A 22,198-nucleotide genomic window follows, 5' to 3' on the forward strand; every position below is an offset into this window, starting at 1 on the left:
GAAGAAGGTGGCGGCAATTCAAACCATGAAAGCGCTTCGACTAGATGCGGGTGCCGTCTTCGCGCACGATGCGGTGGAAAGACTGCAGCAGGTCGAGCGTGCGCTGGCCGACAGAGCCGTCGCCAATCGTGCGGCCATCGACTTCCACCACCGGAATGACTTCTGCGGCGGTACCGGTCAGGAACATCTCGTCGGCCGTCCACACTTCGTAGCGGGTGATGTTGGTCTCGACAACCTTGATCCCGGCCTCGCGCATGAGGTCGATCACCGCGCCACGCGTCACGCCCTTGAGCGCGCCGGCGTAGTAGGCGGGGGTCAACCATGTGTCGTGGTGGCGGATGAAGACGTTGTCGCCCGTGCACTCGGCCACGTAGCCCTCGTCGTTCAACATCAGGGCTTCGAGGCAGCCACCGTTCTGGGCTTCGATCTTGGCCAGGATGTTGTTGAGGTAGTTGAGGCTCTTGATCATGGGCGCGAGCGCCGCCGGGTTCATGCGGCGGGTCGGCGCGGTAATGATCTTGAGGCCCTTGGTGTAGAACTCTTCCGGGTAGAGCGAGATCGTATCGGCGATACAGATGATGCCGGGCTCGGTGCAGCTCTTGGGGCTGAGGCCAAGCGTGCCGACGCCGCGGGTGATGATGAACCGGATATATCCGTTCTTCAGCCCGTTTTGGCGGCAGGATTCGCACACGATGTCGGCCAACTCCTGACGGCTCCACGGCAGATCGAGCATGATCGCCTTGGCCGACTTTTCGAGCCGCTCCAGGTGCTCGTCCAGACGGAATACACAGCCGTCGTACAGGCGAATCCCCTCGAATACTCCATCACCGTAGAGCAATCCGTGGTCGAAGACCGAGATCTTCGCTTCCGCTTGATCAACAAACTGTCCATTCACGTAGACTTTCATAAGAAGTAGGAGACTTGCCGCGAAACCGGTCGTTTGTCGAGCCTATTGCCCTTTGCATTTTTGGATGATGGGGGCTGAGCCCGCCTCGCCCTGCCGCTACTGCGCGAGGTAGGCTTCGAGCTGTTGGAGCTCCGGGGCGTGGGGGTGCAGCGCGCGGGCCTTGGCCAGCCATTCGCGGGCGGCCTCGGGCTGCTCTTGCTGCATGCAGGCGACCACGAGGTTGTAATACCAGCGCGAAGGAGCCTGATCGCCCGCCGATTCGACAGCCTCGGCAAAGTAGCGGATCGCCTCCTGCGGGCGTTCTCCCGCCGCCACGAGCAGGCCAAGGCCGTAGCTGGGTAAGCCGTCGCGCGGGTAAAGTGAGCGGGAACGCTCCAGAATCGCGCGGGCCTGAGGCGGCCGGCCAAGCCCGTCGAGCGCCACCGCCACGTTGTAGGCTACCCGGGGCGAATAATTGTCGAGCTTGGCCGCGCGTTCGTAGAGCGGCACCACCTCCGCTGGCTCGCTCCCTTGAGCTTGCAGCCACTGCGCCCAGCGGAAGAGCCCCACCGGCCGGTCGGCATTCGTCCGCAGGTAGGCCTCGTATTCGGGCTGGTTGGCTGCTGGCAGGGCTTGGCCTGCGCCCAACCAAGCCTGCGCTGCCGTCAGGCGCACGAGACGGGTCGGGTCATGCAGCAGCGGTGCGATCTCGGGCAGGGTGCGCGGGCTGGTCGCCAAGGCCTCGATGGCCTTCGTGCGCTCAAGCGGCAACTGGGCGGTCTTGGCCGTGCGGGCCAGTTCGAAGGTCTTCGCTGCGGGGCCAAACTGTGCCAGCCAACCCAGATAGGTTGCGCGCCAGTATGGATTTTCTTCCGCCTCGATCAACGCCTGCAGTTGCGGCACCGCCTGCGGGTCGCCCTGCTCTGCCGTCGCGATGGCATGGGCGCGGGCGCGCTCATGCAGGCGGCGGGTGGTGCCATACCAGGTGTCGGCCCATTGCTCGGCCCATTCCAGCGACTCATCGGTATGGCAGGAAGAGCAGGCGTTGGGGATCCCAAGTTCGCGCGTTAAGGTCGGGTCTGGGCTGGTAAAGCCGTGGTCGCGACGCGGATCGCGGGCCATGTAGGTGCGCTGCGGCATGTGGCAATTGATGCAGAGGTTGCCCGTGCTGCCGCTGGCGTGGTGCGTGTGCTCGCGCTCGGTGATGATGGTCGCGCCCTTGGTCCCACTGCCGTGGCAACTGAGGCAGAGCGCGTTGTTGTCGACCGGCAGAAGGGTGCCGCCGTGGTGGGGCTGGTGACAATCGAGGCAGCTCAGCCCCGCATGGCCCATCTTGCTGTAGTGAAAGGAGGCATAGACGAAATCTTCATCGCGGGCCTGCCCATCGGCAAAATACACCTCGGGCTGGTCGGCCAGCGCGAGGCGGAAGTGGTCTTCGTAGCGGTCGCCGGCGGTAAAGCGGTTCGGCGTCAGCTCTTCGCGACGCGAGTGGCAACTGGCGCAGTTGTCCATATGCTGCGTCGTGCTCAGGTGCTTCAGCCCGCTGAGGTCGCCGATGCGAGCCAGCGTCACGTGCTGCTCCATGCCCGGGTGACACTGGACGCACGAGATCGCCTGCGCCTGCCAGATGCTCTCGTAGGCATCGGCAGCAATGTCGTAGCCTTTGTCATAACCCGTCATGTGGCACCAGGCGCAGTTGGCGTTCCAGTTCATGCCCTGCCCGCTCCAGTGGCCCCAGTCTCCCACCGTGCGCATGGCCCCGTCGTGCACGTCAAACCACTCTTGCCGCTCGGGATCGTAGGCCGCCGCGTGAGCTTGCCAGCGCCCGCCCGGCCCGGGCACCAGATACTGCAACAGCGGCTTGTAACCGATCACGCCCAGCGCAGGCAATGCACCCGCCACGGCAGGCGAGCCCTCCCCTGCCCATTCGGCATTCTCCGGCACCAGCCACAGCTTGCGACCATAGGTCTCGGGCCGGTAGGTGATGCCGCCGAGCTTGACCGCACCAAGCTGCTGAAAGGCTTCCGCATCGTCTTCCCAGTTGGTCGGGCGGTTGGCGAAAAAGTGGTGACTGTGCTGCCAGTCGTCATGCGCATCGGTATGACAGGCGGCACAGGTTTCGGGACGCGCCCACTCCGGCAGTTCACCAGAATGGCCGGCACTGACGAAGGCCACCTGCCCCCACGAGGGGACTTCGGGCGGCTGCTGCGAGTGCCATGCCCAGGCGCTGATACCCAGCACGAGGAGGATAGCGACCACAAAGAGACTGGCCCATGCACGGCGGCCGGATTGGGAAAGGGGGGGCATTGGCAACAAGCGGAGTTAGATCAAAGCCCAGCATTTGGGGGGATTCTCTAAACTTCAATCCTCTAAACCGCCTCACTAACGCGTAGTGGCCGATTCCCGACCAAGGAGGAAGCTGAAAGGTCTCAAAGGTTTGAATATGGCTTGACGGCCTGCCCTCTACGGTTCAAATCTGATCGTTTATTTGGTGAAGGGCGGCTAGCTCAGTTGGTTAGAGCGTCTGGTTTACACCCAGTAGGTCGGGGGTTCGAGTCCCTCGCCGCCCACCATTTTCGACTTTGGGTCGAAATCGTCTCCCACGTGAGGCAACCGGATTTGTTATTCAACCGCTGCCCGTCGCATCTCGTGATAAGCGGCTTCGAGCCGGGGCACGAATTGAGCAGGGTCGCCCAAGGGAGCGCGCTGAATGCGCTGCCGAAGCTCATGGCGCCAGGCGGTTCGAGTGGTGGCATCGTCTGCCAGTTTTTGAGCGCGGGCGAAGAAATCTGGGCGATCGGTGGCGACACATTCGCTCAAGCCGATCTGCTGAAGCAGGCTGGCGCTGACCCGCGCACTGTGGCGCTCACCCGGCAACGTGAGCACCGGCACGCCCATCCAGAGGGCTTCGAGCGTAGTCGTGGTGCCGTTGCAGGGAAAGGGATCGAGCGCGATGTCGACGCGGGCGTAGGCGGCTAAATGGTCTCCTTGCGAAGGCGTCCCAGGAAGCGTCTCAATCCGGGCAGGATCGACGCCGTGCGCCTGAAAGCGGGCACGGAGGCCCTCGCGAGTCGATTCATTGGTGAGGTTGATGGCCTTGAGCAACAGGCGGCTGGTCGGCTGGCGCTGCAGCAACTCGGCCCAGAGCGCGATGACCTCGTCGTTGAGCTTCGTCAGGTGGTTGAAGCAGCCAAAGGTGACATGCCCCGCTGTCACCGAGGGTGCAAGCGCGGGTAGCGGCGTCTCAAACGGCGGGCAGAAGCAGTGAAAGCCGGGCTCCAGTCGACAAAGCTTTTCCGAGCTGGCGGCCTCGGTGCCGGGCGGCTCGCAAACGGCGTCCGTAAAGCGGTAGTCGAGCGAGCTGAGACCCGTCGTGCCGTTGTAGCCGATCAGGTGTGCCTGTACGGGGGCTGGCCGATGAGCGAAAAGTTGTGGACGACAGCCACCGAAAAAGCCACTGGTATCGACCAGCAGGTCGAGCCCATCGCGGCGCATGGTTGCGACGGCTTGGCGGTCGCTGGAGCGGGTCAGGTCGCGCCAGTGGTCGGCGAGGCCCCGGTAGCGCTCCGTCATTGCGTCGGGCAGTTGCGTGTCGCTGTAGAGGTAGATCTCGAAGGCCTCGCGGTCGTGCCCTTCGAGGATGGCCGGCAGGAAATACGCCAGCGAGTGCCGCCGGAAGTCAGGCGAGTAATAGCCGATGCGCAGGCGGCTAGAGGCAGACGCGGGACGAGCGCGGGCAACCGGCGGAGCATAACGCGCTTCCCACTCGGCCCCGCACTGGCGGAGGTCTTCCGCCGATACGTCGGGCAGGTAGGCGAGGTTGAGCGCGAAGCCGAGGCCGGCTTGCGCTTGCCAGGGCCCGGGCTGGGATTCGGCGAGCTCGAAGGCGGCCAGCGCTTCCTCGACCTCCCCGCAGCCAACGCAGGCCCGAGCGTAGGCCAGCAGGAGCTGCGGATGCTCGGGCTTCAGGGCCAGAGCGGCGTGAGTCAACTGATAAGCCTCATCCACCCGCCCCCCGAGCAGGAAATGCTCGGCCAGAGCGAGTTGCGCCGGCAGGTAGTCGGCCCGCTGGGCGAGGACTTGCTGCAGGCAGTGCTCGGCGGCCTCCCAGCGACCCTCGCGCTGCAGCACGGGCACAAGTTGGGTGAGACGCTTCCAGTCCTTGGCCTGGAGCGCCTTTTGGGCGGCCCGGAGGGTTGGGCTCTCCGGGCTGGTTTTGCCGCCGGGGGCCACTTAGGCCTGCGTTGCGGCGAGGCGACGCTTGCGTTGGCGGTAGCCAGCCACGCCCAGGAGCGTCACCGTGCCGAGCATCAGCGCGTAGGTCGAAGGCTCGGGCACGACGGCACCGATCGCCACGGCCTCGTTGTTGCCGCCGATCGCATAGCCGATCAGCTCCAGAGTGCTAAAGGTCGTGGCTTGCAGCTCCAGGTAGCCGTAATAGGTCTCGTCGCTCCCGGCGCCTTGGTTTTCAAAGCGAAAACCAAGATAAATGGGCTCGAGGAGTTCGACGCTACCGAGGTTGGTGTAGCTGATAGTGGTGATGAACTCCAGGCTGCTGTCGACAGTGTCGCCGTCATTCAGAAAGCTGTCGTAGACGCTGCCACTCTGCTGGCCTGCAGCAATCAGCAAGATGTTGGTGTTGCAGATGGCGACCGCGATCGGATAAGCATCGCTCGATGAATAGCTACCGGTCGTGATCTCATCGGTCAACGGATTGACATTGATCGCATCGTCAGTCACTCCCGGAGTCAGGTGGTAAGAGACGGCAGCCTGGGCGCTGCTGGCGATCACGCCAAGAGCGAGAGCCGCAGCGGCGGTGGAAGGCGCTTGCAAGCGCTGTTTACGTGCAGAGATACGTTCGCGGTAGGAGAGAGCTGTAGACATAGGGGTTTATCCTGAGATCTATAAGCTAAACCATCAAGTCTTAATGCCCTGCCTATCTTATCTTTAGCATTAGATTTACGCAACGTAACTATCAAACACTCATCCTTTCGCTATCTATTCCAGTAATAACTCAACTCCATCTTCTGCTTCATCGCCATCTTCACCATGACGATGGATAATCTCCACGAGCCAATCGAAGATAGTCGGACCAACGCCTGATTCTGCCATCGCGAGCTCGTTCTCGAGGATTGAGAAATTCCGGGGATAGCACGATTCCAACCCTTGCTGCAACTGACGCACCGTTTCCGGATACCCCAGGCGCTCCACTGATCGAGCGGAGTTGACCCACCTTAGCACAAAACCTTCGTCTGGCGTGCCAAAACCTCCTCTGAGGATGTCGTTGAAGGCATTTAGATTACGCCCCCAGGATACACCGGGAATGACGTCGCGACTCACCACATCAAAGAAGCCCTCAAGGGTATCAAAATCATTCCCGTCTATGGTGAGCACCAGCTTCATAGGTTGTCTATCGTGCTTGCTTTTCTGGCTGTAAATAAAAAACGCCTCACCGGTGAGGCGAGGCGTTTTCGTAGAATCGTTTTTCGGACGAAGCTTAGGCGGTCGGGACCGTCTGGATCGTCTGGATAACGCGGGAGGCGATGGCGTAGGGGTCGCCGGAGGAGTTCGGGCGACGGTCTTCGAGGTAGCCCTTGTAGCCGTTCTTGACGAAGCTGTGCGGCACGCGGATCGAAGCGCCACGGTCGGCCACACCCCAGGAGAACTGGTCGATGGAGGCGGTTTCGTGGAGACCGGTGAGGCGCAGGTGGTTGTCCGGGCCGTAAACGGCGACGTGCTCTTCGCGATACTTGGCGAACGCGGCCATGAGCTTTTCGAAGTATTCCTTGCCACCCACTTCGCGCATGTACTGGGTGGAGAAATTGCAGTGCATGCCGGAGCCGTTCCAGTCGAGCGGATCGTTGTAAGCGCCACGGAGGGGCTTGCAGTGCCATTCGACGTCGACGCCGTACTTCTCGGCGATGCGGGTCAGCAGGTAGCGGCCCACCCAGATTTCGTCGGCGGCCTTCTTGGAGCCCTTGCCGAAGATCTGGAATTCCCATTGGCCCTTCGCCACTTCGGCGTTGATGCCTTCGAAGTTCAGGCCGGCATCAAGGCAAGCGTCGATGTGCTCTTCCACGATGGAGCGAGCGATGTCACCCATGTGGCGATAGCCCACGCCGCAGTAGTAGGGGCCTTGGGGAGCCGGGTAGCCGCCTTCGGGGAAGCCGAGGGGGCGCTCGTCCTGATAGAAGAAGTATTCCTGCTCGAAGCCGAACCAGGTGCCGTCGTCGTCGGCCACGGTGGCGCGGGTGTTCGTCGGGTGCGGCGTGCCGTCGGGCAGGAGCACCTCGCACATTACGAGGTAGCCATTGACGCGGCTGCTGTCGGGGTAGCACGCGATGGGCTTGAGGAGGCAATCCGAGCTCTTGCCTTCAGCTTGACGGGTCGAGCTGCCGTCGAAGCCCCACATCGGGCAGTCTTCGAGGGAGAAGCTCGAGGCGTCGCCGTCGACAATCTTGGTCTTGCTGCGCAGGCCGGCGACCGGCGTGTAACCGTCGAGCCAGATGTATTCCAGTTTCAGTTTGGCCATAATACAAAAGCGAGTAACAGATAAGTTTAAGGCTACCGTTGGCGGTGAAGCCGCCCTCGACAACCGAAAACTGATGCATATGTTGGGTTTTGCGGTGCGTCAAGCGAGCACCTTACCTGTCCCAGCAGCACCACGAACTGTGCCATTTTCAAACAATTCTCACCCTTCTTTTCGCGCGTTTTAGCCCTAGACGCTTAAATCGTTGCAGGATAAAGCTCTTAACCATGAACGAGATCAAGGACACCCGCCGCTCCACGGTGCACATCGGCTTCGATGGCCGCGTCCACAAACAATACCGAGGGGCCCGCGCCCGGGAGCGTTTCGACACCGAAGTAGCCGTTTTGCGCTATCTGGAGGAGAAGGGCTGTACATTTGTGCCCAGACTCCTGGAGCATGATGCCGAGCACCTGCGCATCGTCACCACCAACTGCGGCATGCGGGTCGACCACCTGAGCTCAACCAAGCTGGCGGAGTTGTTCGAAGAGCTGGAAACCTTCGGCGTGCGCCACGAGGATCCCTTCGTTCGCAACGTTACTTATCGCAATACCGACGGCCGCTTCTGCCTGATCGATTTCGAATTCGCCACCATTCTGGAGAATCCCTCCATCTCGCTGAAGCCCGAAGAAGACCCCGAGACTCCGCCTGAAACCCATGCCTGAGATCGATTCCGCCCCCACCCCACCCCTGACCGTCCACTGGTCGGGCCACACCGATGTGGGCCGCTTTCGCAAGAACAACGAGGACGCCTTCCTGGGGCTGCGTTTCGACGGCCACGAGATCAATTACCTCGGCAAGATCGGCTCCGCTTCGCTGGCCGACTGCGACTTTGTCTTTGCCGTGAGTGACGGCATGGGCGGAAAGGCTGCGGGCGAGTTTGCGAGCAAGATTACGATCGAAAAAACGACCCAGTTGCTGCCGCGCAGCTTCCGCAGCGGCGCGGTGGGCATCGGCGCAGGCTTCAGCGATGTGCTGGAAGAGCTTTTTACGCGTATCCACAAGGCTATCACCTACATCGGCAATTCCTACGAAGAGTGCCAAGGCATGGGCGCGACCCTCAGCCTGGCCTGGTTTACGCCGGGCTGGCTCTACTTTGGCCATGTGGGCGACAGCCGTATCTACTACTTGCCGGCGGGGGGCGGGCTCAAGCAGTTGACGCACGACCATACGCGGCCGGGCTGGTTGCGCCGCCAAGGCAAGATCAATGAGCGCGAGGCCCGTAACCACCCCTCGAAGAACTCGCTCGTGCAATCTCTCGGCAGCAATTTCCAGTTTCTGGAGCCGCATATCGGCGCGGTGGGCTGTGAACCGGGCGACCGTTTCCTGATCTGCTCCGACGGCCTGATCGACGGCTTGTGGGACCACCGGATCGAGGACGCGATCCGCACCCAGCATGTGCCGGAAGTCGCCCGATTGCTGGTCGACGAGGCGGTCCAGGCCTCCGGGCGCGACAACACCACGGCGATGGTGATCGAAGTGACGGCATGAGCGAGAGCGCGCGCCCTACCCTGGTTTTCGTCTACGGCACCCTCAAGACTGGCGGGACGAATCACCACTACCTCAAGGGTCAAAAGCTGCTGGGCGAGGCGCGCACCGAGCCGGGCTATCGACTGTATGTCGTAGCCGATTACCCCGGTCTGGTCGCAGACCGCAGCGATCAAGAAGGCGTCCAAGGAGAGCTGTGGGCGGTCGATGCCGCAACCTTGCCCGCGCTGGATGAGCTGGAGGGGCTCGATGAGGGCCTGTATGCCCGCGAACCGATCCAGCTACAGGCTCCGTTCGACCGTCACGAGGTGGTAACTTACTATTACCTTTTCCCCGTAGCGGGCTGCCCCACGCTGCCGGATGGAAATTGGCCGGTGCACATGGGCTGGTGAATCTGGTCAATTTTAGACAGCATCGCATCTGGATTGGTCATTTTTGACCACGCCCTAGAAGCTCCAGACCATCGGAATCACCGCCATGGCAATGACAAAGGCCAGCAGATTCAGCGGGATACCGATCTTCGCAAAATCGGAGAAGCGGTAGCCCCCCACCCCGTAGACGTAGGTATTGGTCTGGTAGCCGATGGGGGTGGCAAAGCTGGCCGAGGCGGCAATCGCGATCGCGATGAGAAAGGGCCGTGGGTCGAGCTGCATCGAGTGAGCCAGCCCCAGCGCGATGGCGGTCAGCAGCACGGCGGCGGCATTATTCGAAAGGATCTCGGTCAGGATGGTGGTCAGCAGGTAGATCCCCGCCAGCAAGGCAAAGGGCTGCCACGCTTCGGGGACAAAGGCCCCCACGCCCGCCACCAGGTGGTCGGCCAGCCAGGCGGAAGTGCCGGTGGCTTCCATCGCCGCGCCCACCCCGAGCATGGCAAAGATGATGAAGAGGATAGGCCACTGGATGGCCTCATAAGCCTCCTTCATTGTCAGGCACTTGGCCAGCAGCAGCACGACGCAGCCGACCATCGCAGCCCCGGCAATGGGCATGAGCCCGATGCTGGCCGAGCCGATCACGCAGGCGATCACGGCAAGGATGAAGGGCAGCTTGCGCCGACGCGCACCCAGGATCACCGGCGGGCGATCGAGGATGAGGAGGTCTTCGCTGCCGCGCGCGTTGTCGATGGCTTCGGTGGTGCCGAGCAGCAGGAGGATGTCGCCGCGATCCAGTGCCACTTTGTCGAACTCTCGGTGCAGGTTTTTGCCGCGGCGGTGCACGGCCATCGGGGCGAGGCGGTAGCGCTGGCGAAAGTTGAGATGCGAGAGCGTCTGGCCGATCAGCTCCGAGTCCGGCCCGATGACGGCTTCGACCATCACCCCTTGCGAAAGGCTGATCTGCTCCAGACCGTCGCCCAAGGTGTCGCGCAAGTCCAGCCCTTCAGCCTGCTGGGCCTTCGAAACCGCCCGGGGAGACATGGCCAGCAGCAAGCGGTCGCCCGCCTGAAAGACCATCTCGCCCGTCCCGTGGCGCAGTCGCACGCCGTGGCGCAGGATTTCGAGGATGCGGAGGTTCTCTACCTTTCCGAGCGACGTTTGAGGCAACGTTTTGCCCACCAGGCTGGAATCTGCCTTTACGTAGGCTTCAAGCATGTATTCGCGGCGCTCCTCTTCGGTCAGGATCGAGGAAATAGTCTCGCGCGTGGGCAGGATCTTGGGGCCGAGCAAAGTCAGGTAGAGCGTCCCCGCCACCAGTAGCGGCAGGCCCACGGTAGCCAACTCGAACATGCCGATGGGCTCATGCCCGGCGTCGCGCGCCATCGAGCTGACGATGATATTCGTGCTGGTGCCGATCAGGGTGCACGAGCCGCCGAAGATCGAGGCGTAGGAGAGCGGGATGAGGAGCTTGGAAGCCGGCACTTGCAAGCGTTGCGCCAGGCTGAATGCCACCGGCAGGAACACGACGACGACCGGCGTATTGTTGATAAAGGCCGAGATCGCCGCCACGCCCACGATCATGACCGGCAGCACCATGTAGAGCTTGAGCGGTGGCAGGCGGTTGAGCGCGGCGGCCACATAGTCGATGGCACCACACTTCTCCAGACCGGCGCTGAGGATGAACATGGCGGCTACCGTGATAGGCCCGGAATTGGAGAAGACTGCCATCGCCTTGTCCATCGGCAGGAGACCGAGCACGAGCAGCAGGGCAAACGCCGTCATGGCCGTTAGCTCGGCAGGTATCTTCTCCAATGCAAAGGAGACGAGAATCGCCACCAACAGCATGAGCATGAACGGTATCTCCCACGTCATGCGCCAAGGGAATACGAGAGCCCTACGGAAGCAAGTATTTCATTCCGATCCTCCGGCGCGCGCCCTTAACAAGCGCTCGATGTGCGCATAGGAGCCCGACGGGCCGAGGTGATCGGCCCAAACCGCTTCCCACCCGCCGAGCGACTCATCAACGCTCCGCTGCTCCAGCATCGGGAAGGCGGGCTGTGCCATTTGCGCCGCCTCGGAAGAACGAGGGCGAAAGCCTTCCCGGGCCGCCAGCGCCTGCCCTTGCTCGGAGAAAAGGAACGCCAGGTAGGCCTGTGCGCCCGCCAGCGTGCCCCGCCGCTCCGCCTGCGGCCCCAGGATCGCCACCACCGGCTCGGCCCGGATGCTGGCCGCCGGGTAAACGATCTCGAACCCGTCCAGCGTTTCGACCGCCCGGCGTGCTTCGCTCTCCCAGGTCAGGAGGACGTCTGCTGCCGATTCGCGGGCAAAATGGCGGAGGGCCTGTTGCGCCCCAAGATCGAGGATACGCGCCCGCAGGTAACGATCTGCCACCCACTGCCGAGCCACCACCCCATCTCCTCCGCTTTGCTCCAGCGCATGAGTAAGCAAGGCAAGGTAGGCGTAGCACCCCGCACCGCTGACCCTCGGGCTCGTCACCTGCAGCGCCACGTCGGCCCGCTCCAGGTCGGCCCAATCGTGAATTCCCCTGGGGTTACCCGCGCGCACGAGCAACACGACGGTGGAGGTAAAGGGCGAGGCCTGATGTGGAAATGCCTCTCGCCAGTCTTCGGCGACCAGGTGGGTCGTGCGGGCAAGATGATCCAGCTCGGCCGGGGTCGCCACACAAAGCGTATCGGCCACGAGCCCGCGCGCGACGCCTGCGGTTTGCGACATCGAGCCAGCATACGTGCTGCGCACCGTCCAATCGTCGGCCCCCTCCATAAAAGCCGTGCCGACGCCTTCGAAATAGGGGCGCGAGGCTTGGTAGGAAACGTGCAACAGCTCCGAGGCCGGGCGGAAGGGATGCCACCAGGCCCACGCGGCCACACAAGCGAGCCCTAGCAAGGCAGTGCCCCATGCTGCGCGGCGGCGAGCCGGGGCCAGAGCAGGGTTATGGGCAAACGCATCGATCCATTTCATAAGCGCCTCCGGTTCTGAATTTACAACCCATAAGGTACACCCCAACCTTACACTTCGCCAGCCAAAGTGAGGTGCGCCACCGCAAGCGCGGGCGCACAATCGCTTGACCTTCTCCGCTCCGGGGCCTGTGGATAAGGCACCTTCCCTGATGCATCTACCCTTCTCCCTCCGTTTTCTCCTGCTCGCCGGCGCCGCCCTGGTGGTGGCTTCTCTTCGCGCCGCCGGGCCGCCGGAAGCAGAAAAGGCCGCCGCTGCGCTCGCCTTGCTCAATCCGGAGCTGCCGTCGCTCTTCATCGCCAGCGATTCGACTGCGGCCAAGAGCTATAACCCTGGACAGGTCGGCTGGGGCGAGCCCTTTCCCCACTATTTCGACACCGACAAGCTCAACGTGATCAACCTCGCCCGCGGAGGCCGCAGCAGCCGCACCTTTCAGACCGAGGGCTGGTGGCAGCAGTTGCTAGACCACGCCAAACCGGGCGACTTTGTGTTGATCCAGTTTGCCCACAACGACGCGACCGAAATCGACTCACCCAAGGCGCGCGGTACGATTCGCGGGCTGGGCGACGAGACCTGGGAGGTCGATAATGCCGTGACGGGCGAGCGGGAGACGGTGCACACCTTCGGCTGGTATGTGCGCCAGATGATCGCCTCCGCCCAGGAGCGTGGGCTGCGCGTGATCATCGTCTCCCCTACGATCCAGAACAGCTGGCACGATGGCCAGATTGCCCGCGACCCGGTGGGCTACCGCGCCTGGCTCAAAGTCTTGGCTAAAGAGGCGGGGCTGCCGTTCGTCGACCTCTCGGGCATGGCCGCAGACGATCTGCAGGCGATGGGGCCGGAACAGACGCGTGAGCTGTATCAGGGCAAGACGCACTTCCAGCTCGGCGGGGCAGAGTTGCACGCGCAGCTGGTCGTGATCGGCCTGCACCGCCTACCCGGTCAGCCGCTGGACGGCTACCTTTCGAAGGCGGGCGAGATTCTGGTGGGCATGCAGCCCTAGATGCTCGGGTCGAACCACGCGAGCGAGTCGCCCAGCGCGGCGACCGCGCCGACGATCACCACTGCCGGGGCACCAATGCCCGCCTCGTAGACCCGCTCAGCGATATTGCTCAGTTGACCGCTGACGGAGCGCTGCTTGGCCGTGGTACCCCATTGCACCACCATAACCGGCGTATCGGCCGGGCGGCCGCCGTCGACCAGCGTCGCGGCAATCAGCGGCAGGCGGCCCATCGCCATATAGAGCACCAGCGTGGCATCGGTCGCGGCATGTGCGGCCCAGTCGACCATCGGCTCGTCCTTGTCGGGCCGTTCATGGCCGCTGAGGAAGGTGACGGAGCTGGCGTAGTCGCGGTGCGTCAGCGGCACGCCCGTATAGGCGGCGCAACCGAGCGCGGCGGTAACGGCGGGCACGACTTCGTAGAGGATGCCGGCCTCTTTCAGCGTGAGCGCTTCTTCGCCCCCGCGGCCAAAGATAAATGGGTCCCCACCCTTCAGGCGCACCACGTTTTTGCCGGCGCGGGCGAGGTGCACGAGCAGCTTCTCGATCTCTTCCTGCGGGAGCGCGTGGAAGCCTGCACGTTTGCCGACGTAGTGGTGCTCGCAGCTGGGTTTGGTCCACCCCAGCAATTCGGGGGCAGACAAGTAATCGTAGACCAGGGCGTCGCACTCGCGGATGAGGCGCTGGGCCTTGATCGTGACCAGCTCCGGGTCGCCCGGACCGGCACCGACAAGGTAGACTTTACCAGTAACTGACATGGTGGTTTGGGAAGCAGCAGGAAAAACCGGTTGCGTTTTTCAATCTTAAGTGTAGATTCCTACCTAAAATACTCAACTTTAAGCAAGCCTGTTATCATGAGCACCATTTCCGCACTCGAGCCCACACAACTAGCCGCCTGGAATCAGGAATGGCAAGGCTTGGACGCCGGGCAACGCATCGCCTGGGCGGCAGAGCAATTTGGCAACGAGCTGGTCCTCTCCACCAGCTTCGGCATCCAGAGCGCGGTGATGCTGCACCTCGTGTCGCAGAATGCCCCGCAGTTGCCCGTCGTCTTCATCGACACGGGCTACCTCTTCCCGGAGACCTACCAGTATGCCGAGCAGCTACGCGAAATACTCGACCTGAACCTGAAGGTCTACCAGCCGGTGATGACGCCTGCCCGCCAGGAGGCGCTCTTTGGCAAGCGCTGGGAACAGGGCAAGGAAGGCCTGCAGGAGTATGGCCTGATGAACAAGGTCGAGCCGATGAACCGGGCCTTGCGCGAGCTGGGCGCGACCGCGTGGCTCAGCGGGCTGCGTCGCGTGCAGGCCGAAACGCGCGAAAATCTCGCCTACATCGAGCGCCAGAAGCGCACGACCAAGCTCTACCCGATCCTCGATTGGACGGAGCGCGACGTCTATTACTACATGCAGCAGCACAAGCTGCCGCAGCACCCGCTGTGGGAGCAGGGCTACGTGAGCGTGGGCGATGTCCACAGCACGCGCCCGCTCGAAGACGGCATGCGCGCCGAAGACACCCGCTTCGGCGGCCTCAAGCGCGAGTGCGGTCTGCACGAGATCTCCGGTAACAACGATTACCAGATTTAGGAGAAAACTATTTCAACAGAAGGACGCAAAGGCCACAAAGAGGATAGAATTTATTCATCTTACTCTGCGCTCTTTGTGTTCTTCTGTATGCCCCTTATTCCTTCTCTTTCGACCAGCCGTTGAACGCGAGCCACTCGGTGACGCGTTTGGGCCAGAGTGCCGTGGGGCCATATTGGGGGTCTCGGCTGTTGCCGTGGGTCCCTTCGGCATAGACGTGCATCTCGGCCGCGACGCCTGCCTCAACGAGTGCCTCGTAATAGTGGAGCGAGTTCTGGACCGGCACCGAGCGGTCGGCACGGGTGGCGATGATGATCGTGGGCGGCGTCTGAGCACTCACCTGCTGCTCCAGCGACAGGTGCTTTACCAGCTCCGCCGATGGATTTTCGCCGATGAGGTTGCGGCGTGAACCGCCGTGCGCGAAGTCTTCCTCCATCGTGATCACAGGATAGATCAGGATCGCGAAATCGGGGCGTGCGCTGACTTCGTCGAGGTCTGCGCCGGTTTGCACTTCCGGCGCGTCCCACAGCGTTGCTGCACTGGCGACGACGTGTCCGCCAGCAGAGGCTCCCATTACGCCGACGCGCTCGGGGTCGAGGCCGAATTCAGCAGCCCGGCTGCGCACGATCCGCACCGCACGGGTGATGTCCTGCAAGGGCGCGGGGTGGCCGTATTCCTTGTTGCGGTATTTGAGGACGAAGACCGTCACGCCAAGGCGGTTGAGGAACTTCGTTTCGTACCCTCCGTCGGCGGCCACAGCGAGGCGCTCGTAGCCACCGCCCGGGCAGAAAATCACCGAGCTGCCCGTCTTGGGGGCGGTTGCGTCGGGCCTGAAGACGACCATCGTCGGGTAATGGATGCCGAAGATACGCCCGTTGATCACCTCCTCGTGCTTGGCATCGGGCTTGAGGCCGGGCACGCCTTCCGGCCAGAGCTGGACCACTTCGGGCTCGGCGGCCTGCAAAGGGGCGGTTAATAGAAGCGTGAGCGCGAAAAATAAACGGAGCGGAGTCTTGAGCATCAGGGTATGGGGTTGGAGAACAGGTGTACCTTAGTTGCTGTCGCCGCCGGGGCAAGGGATGGATTTTTCTGACCGTGCGCATCGTTGCACACACATCCGGGCAGCGATTGCCGGCTGGCCTTGCCAAAACGTTCGTGCCCTGCCAGTATGCGACACAACCCCATGAGAGAACGTCCCCTACCGAAAGACGAGCACGGCTGGCCGCCCAAGGCCTACAAGAATGTCGACTTCCTCAACAGCTCCGCCGCCCGCAAGATCCGGGTGTTGTGCGAGTTGACCGAGCCCGAAGAGCGTTTCGCACGGGAAAGGGTCGAGGACACCATCGTGATGTTTGGCTCGGCCCGCACCCTGCCGCTGGCCGAGGCGGAACAGCGGCTCCACGAGCTGGAAGCCGAACTGGAGGGCAAACGCGAGCTGACGCCCGAAGAGGCCGAAGCGCTTCAGGTCGCCCAGTCGCGGGTGCGCATGGCCCCCTACTACGAGGCCTCGCGCAAACTGGCTTGCCGGCTGACGGAGTGGTCCAAGGAGCTGCACGACAAGCATCACCGCTTTCTCGTCTGCTCTGGCGGCGGCCCCGGCATTATGGAAGCGGCCAACCTCGGCGCGCGCGATGCCAACGGCGCTTCCCTCGGGCTCGGCATCAGTCTGCCGCACGAGCAGGGCCTCAACCCTTACGTCACGCGCAGCCTGTCGTTCGAGTTCCACTACTTTTTCATCCGCAAATACTGGTTCATGTATCTGGCGAAGGCGCTCGTGGCCTTCCCCGGCGGCTTCGGCACGCTGGATGAGCTGTTCGAAGTGCTGACCCTCGTCCAGACGGGCAAGGTGCACAAAAAGGTGCCCGTGGTGCTCTTTGGCAGCGCATTCTGGAACCAGATCGTGAATTTCGACGCGCTGGCCGACTGGGGCGTGATCAGCCGCCACGACCTCAACCTCTTCAAGGTGTGCGACGATGTGGACGAAGCGTTCGATTACATCACCAATTGGTTGACCCGGGAGTGGCTAACAGAGAAATAAGAAGGCGCAACTCGCTATGTGGAAATTGTGGCGCGACATCCTGGTCCTGGTCTTCCTCTCCCTCGTGGCAGGGGGGCTGACAGCGTTCATCCACCCCCGGGCGCCTGAGTATGGCTCCTACCGCCCCGGAGACGGTGCTATGTCGGCCATCGAAGCACAGGCTGAGCAGCGCCCCATCCTCTGGATCGATGCCCGGGCCGAGCCCGCCTATCTGGAAGGCCACATCGAGGGCGCCATCTGGCTGAATGAAGATGCCTGGGACGAGAACCTGATCGCCGTCGTCGACGCCTGGACGCCCGATCAGGTCGTGATCGTCTACTGCGATGGCGGAGGCTGCCACGCCAGTCAGGCCGTGGCCGAGCGTCTGATGCACGAGCTGGGCATCGAAAACGTCTACCACCTGGAAGGAGGCTACCCCGCATGGCTGGAACGCGTCCAATAAACCTCGTGCTGCGCCTCTTTGTGGCGGTCGTCTTTCTCGTCTCGGGCGCCCTCAAGCTGTGGGACCCGTCGCGTTTCCTGTTGGACGTGCTTTCGTTCCAGCTCTTCCCCTACAAGACAGCTTACCTGATCGCGCTGACCTTGCCGTGGCTGGAGGTGCTCTGCGCCCTGGCCCTGCTTGTCCGCTGCTGCCGACGCGGTGCGATCGCCCTGCTGGCGGTGCTCACGGTGTCGTTCATCGCCTTGCTGATCACGGCGGAAGCCCGCGGCATCCATACCGACTGCGGCTGCTTTGGCGATTGGCTCGTGTTCCCGAATATGGGCATCCACGTAGCCTTCAACGTGGTCTTGCTCGGCGCACTCCTCTGGCTGGGCCTGCGGCGCAGCCGACCCGTGTAAAATGCGCCTTTACTCCATCTCCTGCAGGATCTTCATCTCAAGCTCGATCAGCAGGTGATAGGCGAGCTGCTCGGGCGACTCGGGCATGCCTTCGAGCGGCTGCGTCTTGCGGTGGAAGTCGTGCTCGAAGAGGCGGAAGCGCAACTCGATGACCCCGTGCAAGGCCAGCGGCAGGTCGTAAAGCGTGATCACCTCCTGATCCGCCTCGCGCAGGACCTTGAGCACATACTGGACGGCACGGCTGGTATGTTCGCCGTATTGCTCGGTAAACATCTCCGCGATCTCCGGCTCTTCGTCGCGCAAAGGGTGCGGATGGTGCCGGCTGGACGACCCCACCAACCGCTCGATCATCGGCAGAAGCAACTCGAGGACGTTGCCGCGCAAGACGAGGCGCAAAGGTTGTTTCGACTCACTCATCGGTCTCGATCGTAGCGGTGAGGTGGTGTTGGTGCAACTGGTCGACATACAGCTCGGCCTGCTCACGCTCGCCTTTCCAAACGACGGAGAGCCCTTCCTGATGCACCTGCATGGTGTGGTAGGTCGCCTTTTGGCGGTCGTAGCCGAAGATCTTGCGCAAGACATGGATCACGTACTCGATGGTGTTCACCGGGTCGTCCCAGAGGATGACTTTCCACCCGGGAGCGGTCGCGGTCCGCTCCTGGACTTCGGGGGTGGGCAGTGGAGATGATTCGGCCATATCGAAACGTAACACCGTGGCAGCTAAGCACGCACGATTCAAGGCTGCCGGTGACTTCTCTGTATCAACGCTTTGTCATTGCCTAGCGTAGGCGCTTTACATTCAATCGCTTGCCATGGCGGGCTTTGATGAGCTGATCGTGCGCGAGTATTTTGAACTGCACGGCTTCCTCGTCCGGCAAGTGCGCAAATATGCCGTGCAGGCGCGCAAGAAGCTGGACGAGGAGGAGATCGACTTGCTGGTCTACAACCCCGGCTACAGCGCCGAGGGCACCCGCGCGCCCAACTTCCTCATCTTTGGCAGCGAGCTGCCTCACATCCACCGGGCCGTGATAGCGGTCAAGGCCTGGCACACGGCACAACGCTTCTCCCCCCGCATCCTGCAGAGTAGCGACGAGATCCTGAAGTTCCTCGACAAGAACGTGCTCAAGATTGTCGACCAGATGTTTCAGGACCGGCCCAAGGACCTCCTGCCCGGCTCGACCAGCGATCCGTTGTTGAAAATCCTCGTGCTGCCTGGCCTGCCGACCAGCGAACCGCACCGCAGCGAAGCCATCGACCTGCTGCGCGAGCGCGGAGTCGACGGCATCATCAGCTTCCGCTCCATGCTCTGGGACTTGATCCAGAAAGTCGAAGCCAACCGCAACTACTCCAAGAGCGACCTGCTCCAAATCCTCCGCATCCTCAAAAACTACGATCTGATCAAGGACCCGCAGCTGGGGTTGTTCAAGTAGGGGCACTTGAATTCCCACCCAAAACGCCCCCTACCCCTCGACCGTAAAGGCGTAGCAGATGGCGGCGGCGGTGGCGTCGGCTTCGTCGCTGGGGAGGAGGTCGGTGAGGCGCAGGAGGGCTTTGACCTGGCCTTGCACCTGTTCCTTGCTCGCCCGTCCGAAGCCGCAGACGGCCTGCTTGATCCGCAGCGGCGGGTATTCGGCAATCGAGAGGCCGTGCGAGGCGGCGATCCCGAGCGCGGCGCCACGCGCAGCTCCCAGGATTTGCGCGGTGCGGAAGTTTTGCACGTAGATCGTCTCTTCGGCCGCGACCGCGTCGGGGCGGTGGGTGGTGATCATGAGACCGACTTCGCGGCTGATCTCGCCGAGGCAGGTGTGGAAGCTGTATTTGGGCGCGATCTTGAGCGTCTGGCTGTAGACGAGGCGCACGGGCTCGCCCCGCGAAAAATCGACGATACTAAGGCCCGTGCCGCGCAGGCTGGGGTCGATCCCGAGCACGCGACCCGTGAACTTGCGCCCGCCGATCGTGGGGACCGGGGTGGCGCTGGGCAGGCTGGAGCCGTTGAGTTTGGCAGCCCACAGGGCGCGGGCGGAGGATCGGGCCATGGGCCTAATCCCACAACAACTTGAGCGCGGCGACAATGACGAAAAGCCAGATGAGCCGCTGAAACGTCTCCTGCTTGATCCGCTTCACGATCAGCGGCGCGAGCAGCGCACCGACTACGCAAAAGATGCAGAAGACCAGGCTCAGGCCGATCGAATCCAGCGTGATGATGCCGAGCTCGACCTGCAGGGGCACTTTGCTGAGGTTGACGATGAAGAAGGTCCACGCTGCGGTGCCGATGAAGGCCATCTTGGGCAAGTCGACCGACAGGAAGTAGATCTGGCCGATGGGGCCAGCGGCATTGGCGATCATGGTGGCGATGCCGCCGGAGGTGCCGAGCGTGGCGGAAAACCAGCGGCTGTTGGGCACCTTTTCCAGCGGGTCTCGGCCTTTGCGCTGCAACCACCAGCGCACGATCTGGAACAGCGTCATCCCAAAGATCGTGACGGCAATGAAGATCTTGACCGCGCGGTCGCTCAGGTAGTCGAACATCATCCAGCCGAGCACGACCCCGAGCAGCATCCAGGGCAGGAGCCGCCAGACGTATTTCCACTCGGTATGGCGCCGGTAGAGGATCACGCCGCAGATGTCGCCCGCGACGAGGACCGGCAGCAGCAGGCCTACCGATTCGCGCGCGGCAAAGGCGCTAGCAAAGAGCAGCGGCGAAATGTTGCCGACGCCGGGCAGCCCGCCTTTGGCCATGCCCATGAGAAACGCCCCCACGATGCCGAGCGCCCATTGTTGCCAGGTGAGGTCGAACATCAGGCGGCGTCGGGGCTGAAGATTCCGTTTTCCACCCGCCAGATCGCCCACGGGCGGCTCTGCTCGGCGCGCGGCAACTCGGTGCCTGATGCGATGACTTGGGTGTCGGGCAGCAAGGCGTTCCAGAAGCCCTGCCGTCGACGCGGGTCGAGCTCACCCAGGATGTCGTCGGCCAGGATCACGGGATGCACGCCCGTGCGCTCAAAGAACCAGCGGGCCTGTGCCAGCCGGAGCGAGAGCACGAGGCCGCGCTGTTGCCCCTCGCTGCCATATTCGCGCGCGCGGCGGTCGAAGAGGCGAAGGTTAAAGTCGTCGCGATGCGGCCCGCGCTGGGTCGATTCCATCGCCTGATCGCGCTCCAGGTGTTCTTTCCATAGCTGGCCATAGGCATCGGGCTCTTCGGCTTCCACGTTGGGAAGGTAACACAGCTCCGGCGATTCGTCTTCGGTCGCAATCGTCTGGTAGGCTTCCTCCAGATGACGGCTGAGCTGGGCCATAGCTTCACGACGCAGGCGCACGACAGCGGCCGCGTGCTCGGCGAGGGTCGGCTCGAAGGCGTTGCGCACGGCCGCGGGGCGGCGCTCCTTGAGGCAGCGGTTGCGCTCCTTCAGCGCCTGGTGGAACTTGCGCAGGTGGTCGAGGTAGCGCGCGTCGACGGCGGCGATGGCCAGATCGAGGAACTGGCGGCGGGCTTGGGGCGTGCCGCGCAGTAGCTGGATATCTTGCGACGAAAAGGGCACCGTGGGGAAGCGCCCGAGCACTTCACCTAGTCGCCCCACTTTCTCGCCGTCGAGCCATACTTGCTTGCTGCCGTGCTTGAACGACAGCTCCAGCTCGGTCTCGCCCAACTGCTCGTGCTCCAGCCGGAAGAACAGCCGGGCTTCGCCACCCCCACCCCAGCGCACGAGGGTGCGGTTTTGCGTCGTACGAAACGAGCGTAGGGCGGTGACCAGCGAAAGCGCCTCCAGCAAATTCGTCTTACCTTGACCGTTGGGGCCGACCACAAACGCATCGCGCCCTTCCAGCGTCAATGCCTGCAACTGCACGTTGCGGTATTCGCTGAGCCGGACCTCCTTGAAACGCATCGGCCCATTGGGCAACAACCCAAGGCGGAAGGCAATGCCAGAAAGTGAACCGTGGGCGGGCTTTCTCGCGCACGGTCCACTCGATACAGAGACCCTGTGCACGCCATCTCATCACGCGCACGGGATCACGCTTAACCGTTCCTTATGAAGTCGGCTCAATAGACTTCGAAGGAGAACTCCACATACAGGCCATTGGCCGTGTCGCTCTGGAAGACGTAGATGGTGGAGCCGGAATCGTCGCGGTAATACTCGGTGAGGTTGCCCCCCATACCGAAAGCACCGATGCGATAGGTGCCGGCGGCGAGGCCCGATACCGTCGCCTCGTAATCGGGCGAACCGGCGGAAAAAAGGGCGCCCGATTGATAGGCGGCTCCGTTCCAGTAGTTATAGCTGGCTGGCCAACCGCCTCCGGCTGGCGAAATGATCATGCTCGCAGCCAGACCGCTGCCCGGCGACAACTGGTTGAGATAGATTTCACCGCTGGTGTTGCCGGTGAACTGGATGTGCAGGGTTTGGCCGCTGCCGATCTGGATGTCGATTTCGCTGCCGGACAACGCGGCGGCGAGCGTGATTGAGATAAGCGCCATGCAAAGGCGGAGCAACTTTGTG

The 22,198-nt window shown here is 62.8% G+C and carries 25 protein-coding genes and 1 tRNA gene; 10 read left to right on the plus strand and 16 right to left on the minus strand.

The window, feature by feature from the left end; genetic code table 11:
- Positions 1-40 precede the first annotated feature (40 nt).
- Positions 41-907: a branched-chain-amino-acid transaminase gene (gene ilvE / locus Q7P63_07710; GenBank protein MDP0499973.1), complete on the minus strand. Its 867-nt coding sequence runs from the start codon at positions 905-907 to the stop codon at positions 41-43.
- A gap of 96 nt (positions 908-1,003) precedes the next feature.
- Positions 1,004-3,193: a multiheme c-type cytochrome gene (locus Q7P63_07715; GenBank protein ID MDP0499974.1), complete on the minus strand. Its 2,190-nt coding sequence runs from the start codon at positions 3,191-3,193 to the stop codon at positions 1,004-1,006.
- Between the two features lie 189 nt (positions 3,194-3,382).
- On the opposite strand from Q7P63_07715, the gene Q7P63_07720 reads away from it, so the two are divergent.
- Positions 3,383-3,459, plus strand: a tRNA-Val gene (locus Q7P63_07720).
- 49 nt (positions 3,460-3,508) lie between these two features.
- Here Q7P63_07720 and Q7P63_07725 read toward each other — a convergent pair.
- The 4 genes from Q7P63_07725 to Q7P63_07740 form a co-directional block, all read right to left on the minus strand.
- Positions 3,509-5,119, minus strand: a complete 1,611-nt coding sequence (locus Q7P63_07725) for a glycosyltransferase (protein ID MDP0499975.1) — start codon at positions 5,117-5,119, stop codon at positions 3,509-3,511.
- A complete protein-coding gene (locus tag Q7P63_07730; protein ID MDP0499976.1) occupies positions 5,120-5,770 on the minus strand; it encodes a PEP-CTERM sorting domain-containing protein in 651 nt (216 codons plus the stop codon).
- Positions 5,771-5,884: 114 nt separating this feature from the next.
- Positions 5,885-6,289: a barstar family protein gene (locus Q7P63_07735; GenBank protein ID MDP0499977.1), complete on the minus strand. Its 405-nt coding sequence runs from the start codon at positions 6,287-6,289 to the stop codon at positions 5,885-5,887.
- Positions 6,290-6,383: 94 nt separating this feature from the next.
- On the minus strand, positions 6,384-7,418 hold the full coding sequence (locus Q7P63_07740; GenBank protein ID MDP0499978.1) for a glutamine synthetase beta-grasp domain-containing protein: 1,035 nt from the start codon (positions 7,416-7,418) through the stop codon (positions 6,384-6,386).
- Between the two features lie 224 nt (positions 7,419-7,642).
- On the opposite strand from Q7P63_07740, the gene Q7P63_07745 reads away from it, so the two are divergent.
- From Q7P63_07745 to Q7P63_07755, 3 genes are read left to right on the plus strand one after another with little or no spacing between them, the layout of a single operon-like run.
- The gene (locus tag Q7P63_07745; GenBank protein MDP0499979.1) at positions 7,643-8,077 is read left to right on the plus strand and encodes a serine/threonine protein phosphatase; all 435 of its coding nucleotides are present in this window, start codon (positions 7,643-7,645) and stop codon (positions 8,075-8,077) included.
- On the plus strand, positions 8,070-8,903 hold the full coding sequence (locus Q7P63_07750; protein ID MDP0499980.1) for a protein phosphatase 2C domain-containing protein: 834 nt from the start codon (positions 8,070-8,072) through the stop codon (positions 8,901-8,903). Before Q7P63_07745 ends, Q7P63_07750 begins: the two co-directional genes overlap by 8 nt.
- The gene (locus tag Q7P63_07755; GenBank protein MDP0499981.1) at positions 8,900-9,292 is read left to right on the plus strand and encodes a gamma-glutamylcyclotransferase family protein; all 393 of its coding nucleotides are present in this window, start codon (positions 8,900-8,902) and stop codon (positions 9,290-9,292) included. The genes Q7P63_07750 and Q7P63_07755 overlap by 4 nt, the downstream gene beginning before the upstream one ends.
- A 54-nt stretch (positions 9,293-9,346) precedes the next feature.
- Here the strand turns inward: Q7P63_07755 and Q7P63_07760 are convergent, their stop codons facing one another.
- Positions 9,347-11,143 carry an SLC13 family permease gene (locus Q7P63_07760; GenBank protein MDP0499982.1) on the minus strand — a complete coding sequence of 599 codons (1,797 nt, stop codon included), beginning with the start codon at positions 11,141-11,143 and terminating at the stop codon, positions 9,347-9,349.
- Between the two features lie 39 nt (positions 11,144-11,182).
- Positions 11,183-12,250 carry a sulfate ABC transporter substrate-binding protein gene (locus Q7P63_07765; GenBank protein MDP0499983.1) on the minus strand — a complete coding sequence of 356 codons (1,068 nt, stop codon included), beginning with the start codon at positions 12,248-12,250 and terminating at the stop codon, positions 11,183-11,185.
- 148 nt (positions 12,251-12,398) lie between these two features.
- On the opposite strand from Q7P63_07765, the gene Q7P63_07770 reads away from it, so the two are divergent.
- Positions 12,399-13,250 (plus strand): rhamnogalacturonan acetylesterase, encoded by an 852-nt coding sequence (locus Q7P63_07770; protein MDP0499984.1) that lies wholly within the window; start codon positions 12,399-12,401, stop codon positions 13,248-13,250.
- Here Q7P63_07770 and cobA read toward each other — a convergent pair.
- A complete protein-coding gene (gene cobA, locus Q7P63_07775; GenBank protein ID MDP0499985.1) occupies positions 13,247-14,005 on the minus strand; it encodes a uroporphyrinogen-III C-methyltransferase in 759 nt (252 codons plus the stop codon). The two genes, Q7P63_07770 and cobA, sit on opposite strands and share 4 nt — an antisense overlap.
- Before the next feature lie 96 nt (positions 14,006-14,101).
- Here cobA and Q7P63_07780 point away from each other — a divergent pair, with 96 nt between their 5' ends.
- Complete coding sequence (locus Q7P63_07780; protein ID MDP0499986.1) at positions 14,102-14,833, plus strand: phosphoadenylyl-sulfate reductase; 732 nt, start codon at positions 14,102-14,104, stop codon at positions 14,831-14,833.
- 94 nt (positions 14,834-14,927) lie between these two features.
- Here Q7P63_07780 and Q7P63_07785 read toward each other — a convergent pair whose 3' ends face one another.
- Entirely contained in the window at positions 14,928-15,851 is a 924-nt protein-coding gene (locus Q7P63_07785) for an alpha/beta hydrolase (protein ID MDP0499987.1), read from the minus strand.
- A gap of 162 nt (positions 15,852-16,013) precedes the next feature.
- Here Q7P63_07785 and Q7P63_07790 point away from each other — a divergent pair, with 162 nt between their 5' ends.
- The 3 genes from Q7P63_07790 to Q7P63_07800 are packed head-to-tail and all read left to right on the plus strand — an operon-like array spanning position 16,014 to position 17,708.
- The gene (locus Q7P63_07790) at positions 16,014-16,868 is read left to right on the plus strand and encodes a TIGR00730 family Rossman fold protein (GenBank protein MDP0499988.1); all 855 of its coding nucleotides are present in this window, start codon (positions 16,014-16,016) and stop codon (positions 16,866-16,868) included.
- A gap of 16 nt (positions 16,869-16,884) precedes the next feature.
- Complete coding sequence (locus tag Q7P63_07795) at positions 16,885-17,310, plus strand: rhodanese-like domain-containing protein (GenBank protein MDP0499989.1); 426 nt, start codon at positions 16,885-16,887, stop codon at positions 17,308-17,310.
- Complete coding sequence (locus tag Q7P63_07800; GenBank protein ID MDP0499990.1) at positions 17,289-17,708, plus strand: MauE/DoxX family redox-associated membrane protein; 420 nt, start codon at positions 17,289-17,291, stop codon at positions 17,706-17,708. The genes Q7P63_07795 and Q7P63_07800 overlap by 22 nt, the downstream gene beginning before the upstream one ends.
- 9 nt (positions 17,709-17,717) lie before the next feature.
- Here the strand turns inward: Q7P63_07800 and Q7P63_07805 are convergent, their stop codons facing one another.
- Together Q7P63_07805 and Q7P63_07810 are read right to left on the minus strand one after the other, a co-directional pair.
- The gene (locus Q7P63_07805) at positions 17,718-18,125 is read right to left on the minus strand and encodes a hypothetical protein (GenBank protein MDP0499991.1); all 408 of its coding nucleotides are present in this window, start codon (positions 18,123-18,125) and stop codon (positions 17,718-17,720) included.
- A complete protein-coding gene (locus tag Q7P63_07810; protein MDP0499992.1) occupies positions 18,118-18,405 on the minus strand; it encodes an ATP-dependent Clp protease adaptor ClpS in 288 nt (95 codons plus the stop codon). Before Q7P63_07810 ends, Q7P63_07805 begins: the two co-directional genes overlap by 8 nt.
- Before the next feature lie 115 nt (positions 18,406-18,520).
- Between Q7P63_07810 and Q7P63_07815 the strand changes: the two genes are divergently transcribed.
- Positions 18,521-19,138: a hypothetical protein gene (locus tag Q7P63_07815; GenBank protein ID MDP0499993.1), complete on the plus strand. Its 618-nt coding sequence runs from the start codon at positions 18,521-18,523 to the stop codon at positions 19,136-19,138.
- A gap of 30 nt (positions 19,139-19,168) precedes the next feature.
- On the opposite strand, the gene Q7P63_07820 is transcribed toward Q7P63_07815, so the two are convergent.
- The 4 genes from Q7P63_07820 to Q7P63_07835 all read right to left on the minus strand — a co-directional run bounded on the left by Q7P63_07820 (position 19,169) and on the right by Q7P63_07835 (position 22,176).
- Positions 19,169-19,744 (minus strand): crossover junction endodeoxyribonuclease RuvC, encoded by a 576-nt coding sequence (locus Q7P63_07820; protein ID MDP0499994.1) that lies wholly within the window; start codon positions 19,742-19,744, stop codon positions 19,169-19,171.
- Between the two features lie 4 nt (positions 19,745-19,748).
- Positions 19,749-20,504: a sulfite exporter TauE/SafE family protein gene (locus tag Q7P63_07825; GenBank protein MDP0499995.1), complete on the minus strand. Its 756-nt coding sequence runs from the start codon at positions 20,502-20,504 to the stop codon at positions 19,749-19,751.
- Positions 20,504-21,589, minus strand: coding sequence for a DNA replication and repair protein RecF (recF, locus tag Q7P63_07830; protein MDP0499996.1), 1,086 nt, complete (start codon positions 21,587-21,589; stop codon positions 20,504-20,506). Before recF ends, Q7P63_07825 begins: the two co-directional genes overlap by 1 nt.
- Positions 21,590-21,744: 155 nt before the next feature.
- Entirely contained in the window at positions 21,745-22,176 is a 432-nt protein-coding gene (locus tag Q7P63_07835; GenBank protein ID MDP0499997.1) for a hypothetical protein, read from the minus strand.
- Positions 22,177-22,198: the final 22 nt, after the last annotated feature.

Source organism: Verrucomicrobiota bacterium JB022, from assembly GCA_030673845.1.
Classification (GTDB): Bacteria; Verrucomicrobiota; Verrucomicrobiia; order Opitutales; family Oceanipulchritudinaceae; genus WOUP01.

Bases quoted from the DNA above. Each gene is read 5' to 3' on its own strand.
- ilvE (MDP0499973.1), bottom strand. From the start codon at position 907: ATGAAAGTCTACGTGAATGGACAGTTTGTTGATCAAGCGGAAGCGAAG.
- Q7P63_07715 (MDP0499974.1), bottom strand. From the start codon at position 3,193: ATGCCCCCCCTTTCCCAATCCGGCCGCCGTGCATGGGCCAGTCTCTTT.
- Q7P63_07730 (MDP0499976.1), bottom strand. From the start codon at position 5,770: ATGTCTACAGCTCTCTCCTACCGCGAACGTATCTCTGCACGTAAACAG.
- Q7P63_07735 (MDP0499977.1), bottom strand. From the start codon at position 6,289: ATGAAGCTGGTGCTCACCATAGACGGGAATGATTTTGATACCCTTGAG.
- Q7P63_07740 (MDP0499978.1), bottom strand. From the start codon at position 7,418: ATGGCCAAACTGAAACTGGAATACATCTGGCTCGACGGTTACACGCCG.
- Q7P63_07745 (MDP0499979.1), top strand. From the start codon at position 7,643: ATGAACGAGATCAAGGACACCCGCCGCTCCACGGTGCACATCGGCTTC.
- Q7P63_07750 (MDP0499980.1), top strand. From the start codon at position 8,070: ATGCCTGAGATCGATTCCGCCCCCACCCCACCCCTGACCGTCCACTGG.
- Q7P63_07755 (MDP0499981.1), top strand. From the start codon at position 8,900: ATGAGCGAGAGCGCGCGCCCTACCCTGGTTTTCGTCTACGGCACCCTC.
- Q7P63_07760 (MDP0499982.1), bottom strand. From the start codon at position 11,143: ATGACGTGGGAGATACCGTTCATGCTCATGCTGTTGGTGGCGATTCTC.
- Q7P63_07765 (MDP0499983.1), bottom strand. From the start codon at position 12,250: ATGAAATGGATCGATGCGTTTGCCCATAACCCTGCTCTGGCCCCGGCT.
- Q7P63_07770 (MDP0499984.1), top strand. From the start codon at position 12,399: ATGCATCTACCCTTCTCCCTCCGTTTTCTCCTGCTCGCCGGCGCCGCC.
- cobA (MDP0499985.1), bottom strand. From the start codon at position 14,005: ATGTCAGTTACTGGTAAAGTCTACCTTGTCGGTGCCGGTCCGGGCGAC.
- Q7P63_07780 (MDP0499986.1), top strand. From the start codon at position 14,102: ATGAGCACCATTTCCGCACTCGAGCCCACACAACTAGCCGCCTGGAAT.
- Q7P63_07785 (MDP0499987.1), bottom strand. From the start codon at position 15,851: ATGCTCAAGACTCCGCTCCGTTTATTTTTCGCGCTCACGCTTCTATTA.
- Q7P63_07790 (MDP0499988.1), top strand. From the start codon at position 16,014: ATGAGAGAACGTCCCCTACCGAAAGACGAGCACGGCTGGCCGCCCAAG.
- Q7P63_07795 (MDP0499989.1), top strand. From the start codon at position 16,885: ATGTGGAAATTGTGGCGCGACATCCTGGTCCTGGTCTTCCTCTCCCTC.
- Q7P63_07800 (MDP0499990.1), top strand. From the start codon at position 17,289: ATGGCTGGAACGCGTCCAATAAACCTCGTGCTGCGCCTCTTTGTGGCG.
- Q7P63_07805 (MDP0499991.1), bottom strand. From the start codon at position 18,125: ATGAGTGAGTCGAAACAACCTTTGCGCCTCGTCTTGCGCGGCAACGTC.
- Q7P63_07810 (MDP0499992.1), bottom strand. From the start codon at position 18,405: ATGGCCGAATCATCTCCACTGCCCACCCCCGAAGTCCAGGAGCGGACC.
- Q7P63_07815 (MDP0499993.1), top strand. From the start codon at position 18,521: ATGGCGGGCTTTGATGAGCTGATCGTGCGCGAGTATTTTGAACTGCAC.
- Q7P63_07820 (MDP0499994.1), bottom strand. From the start codon at position 19,744: ATGGCCCGATCCTCCGCCCGCGCCCTGTGGGCTGCCAAACTCAACGGC.
- Q7P63_07825 (MDP0499995.1), bottom strand. From the start codon at position 20,504: ATGTTCGACCTCACCTGGCAACAATGGGCGCTCGGCATCGTGGGGGCG.
- recF (MDP0499996.1), bottom strand. From the start codon at position 21,589: ATGCGTTTCAAGGAGGTCCGGCTCAGCGAATACCGCAACGTGCAGTTG.
- Q7P63_07835 (MDP0499997.1), bottom strand. From the start codon at position 22,176: ATGGCGCTTATCTCAATCACGCTCGCCGCCGCGTTGTCCGGCAGCGAA.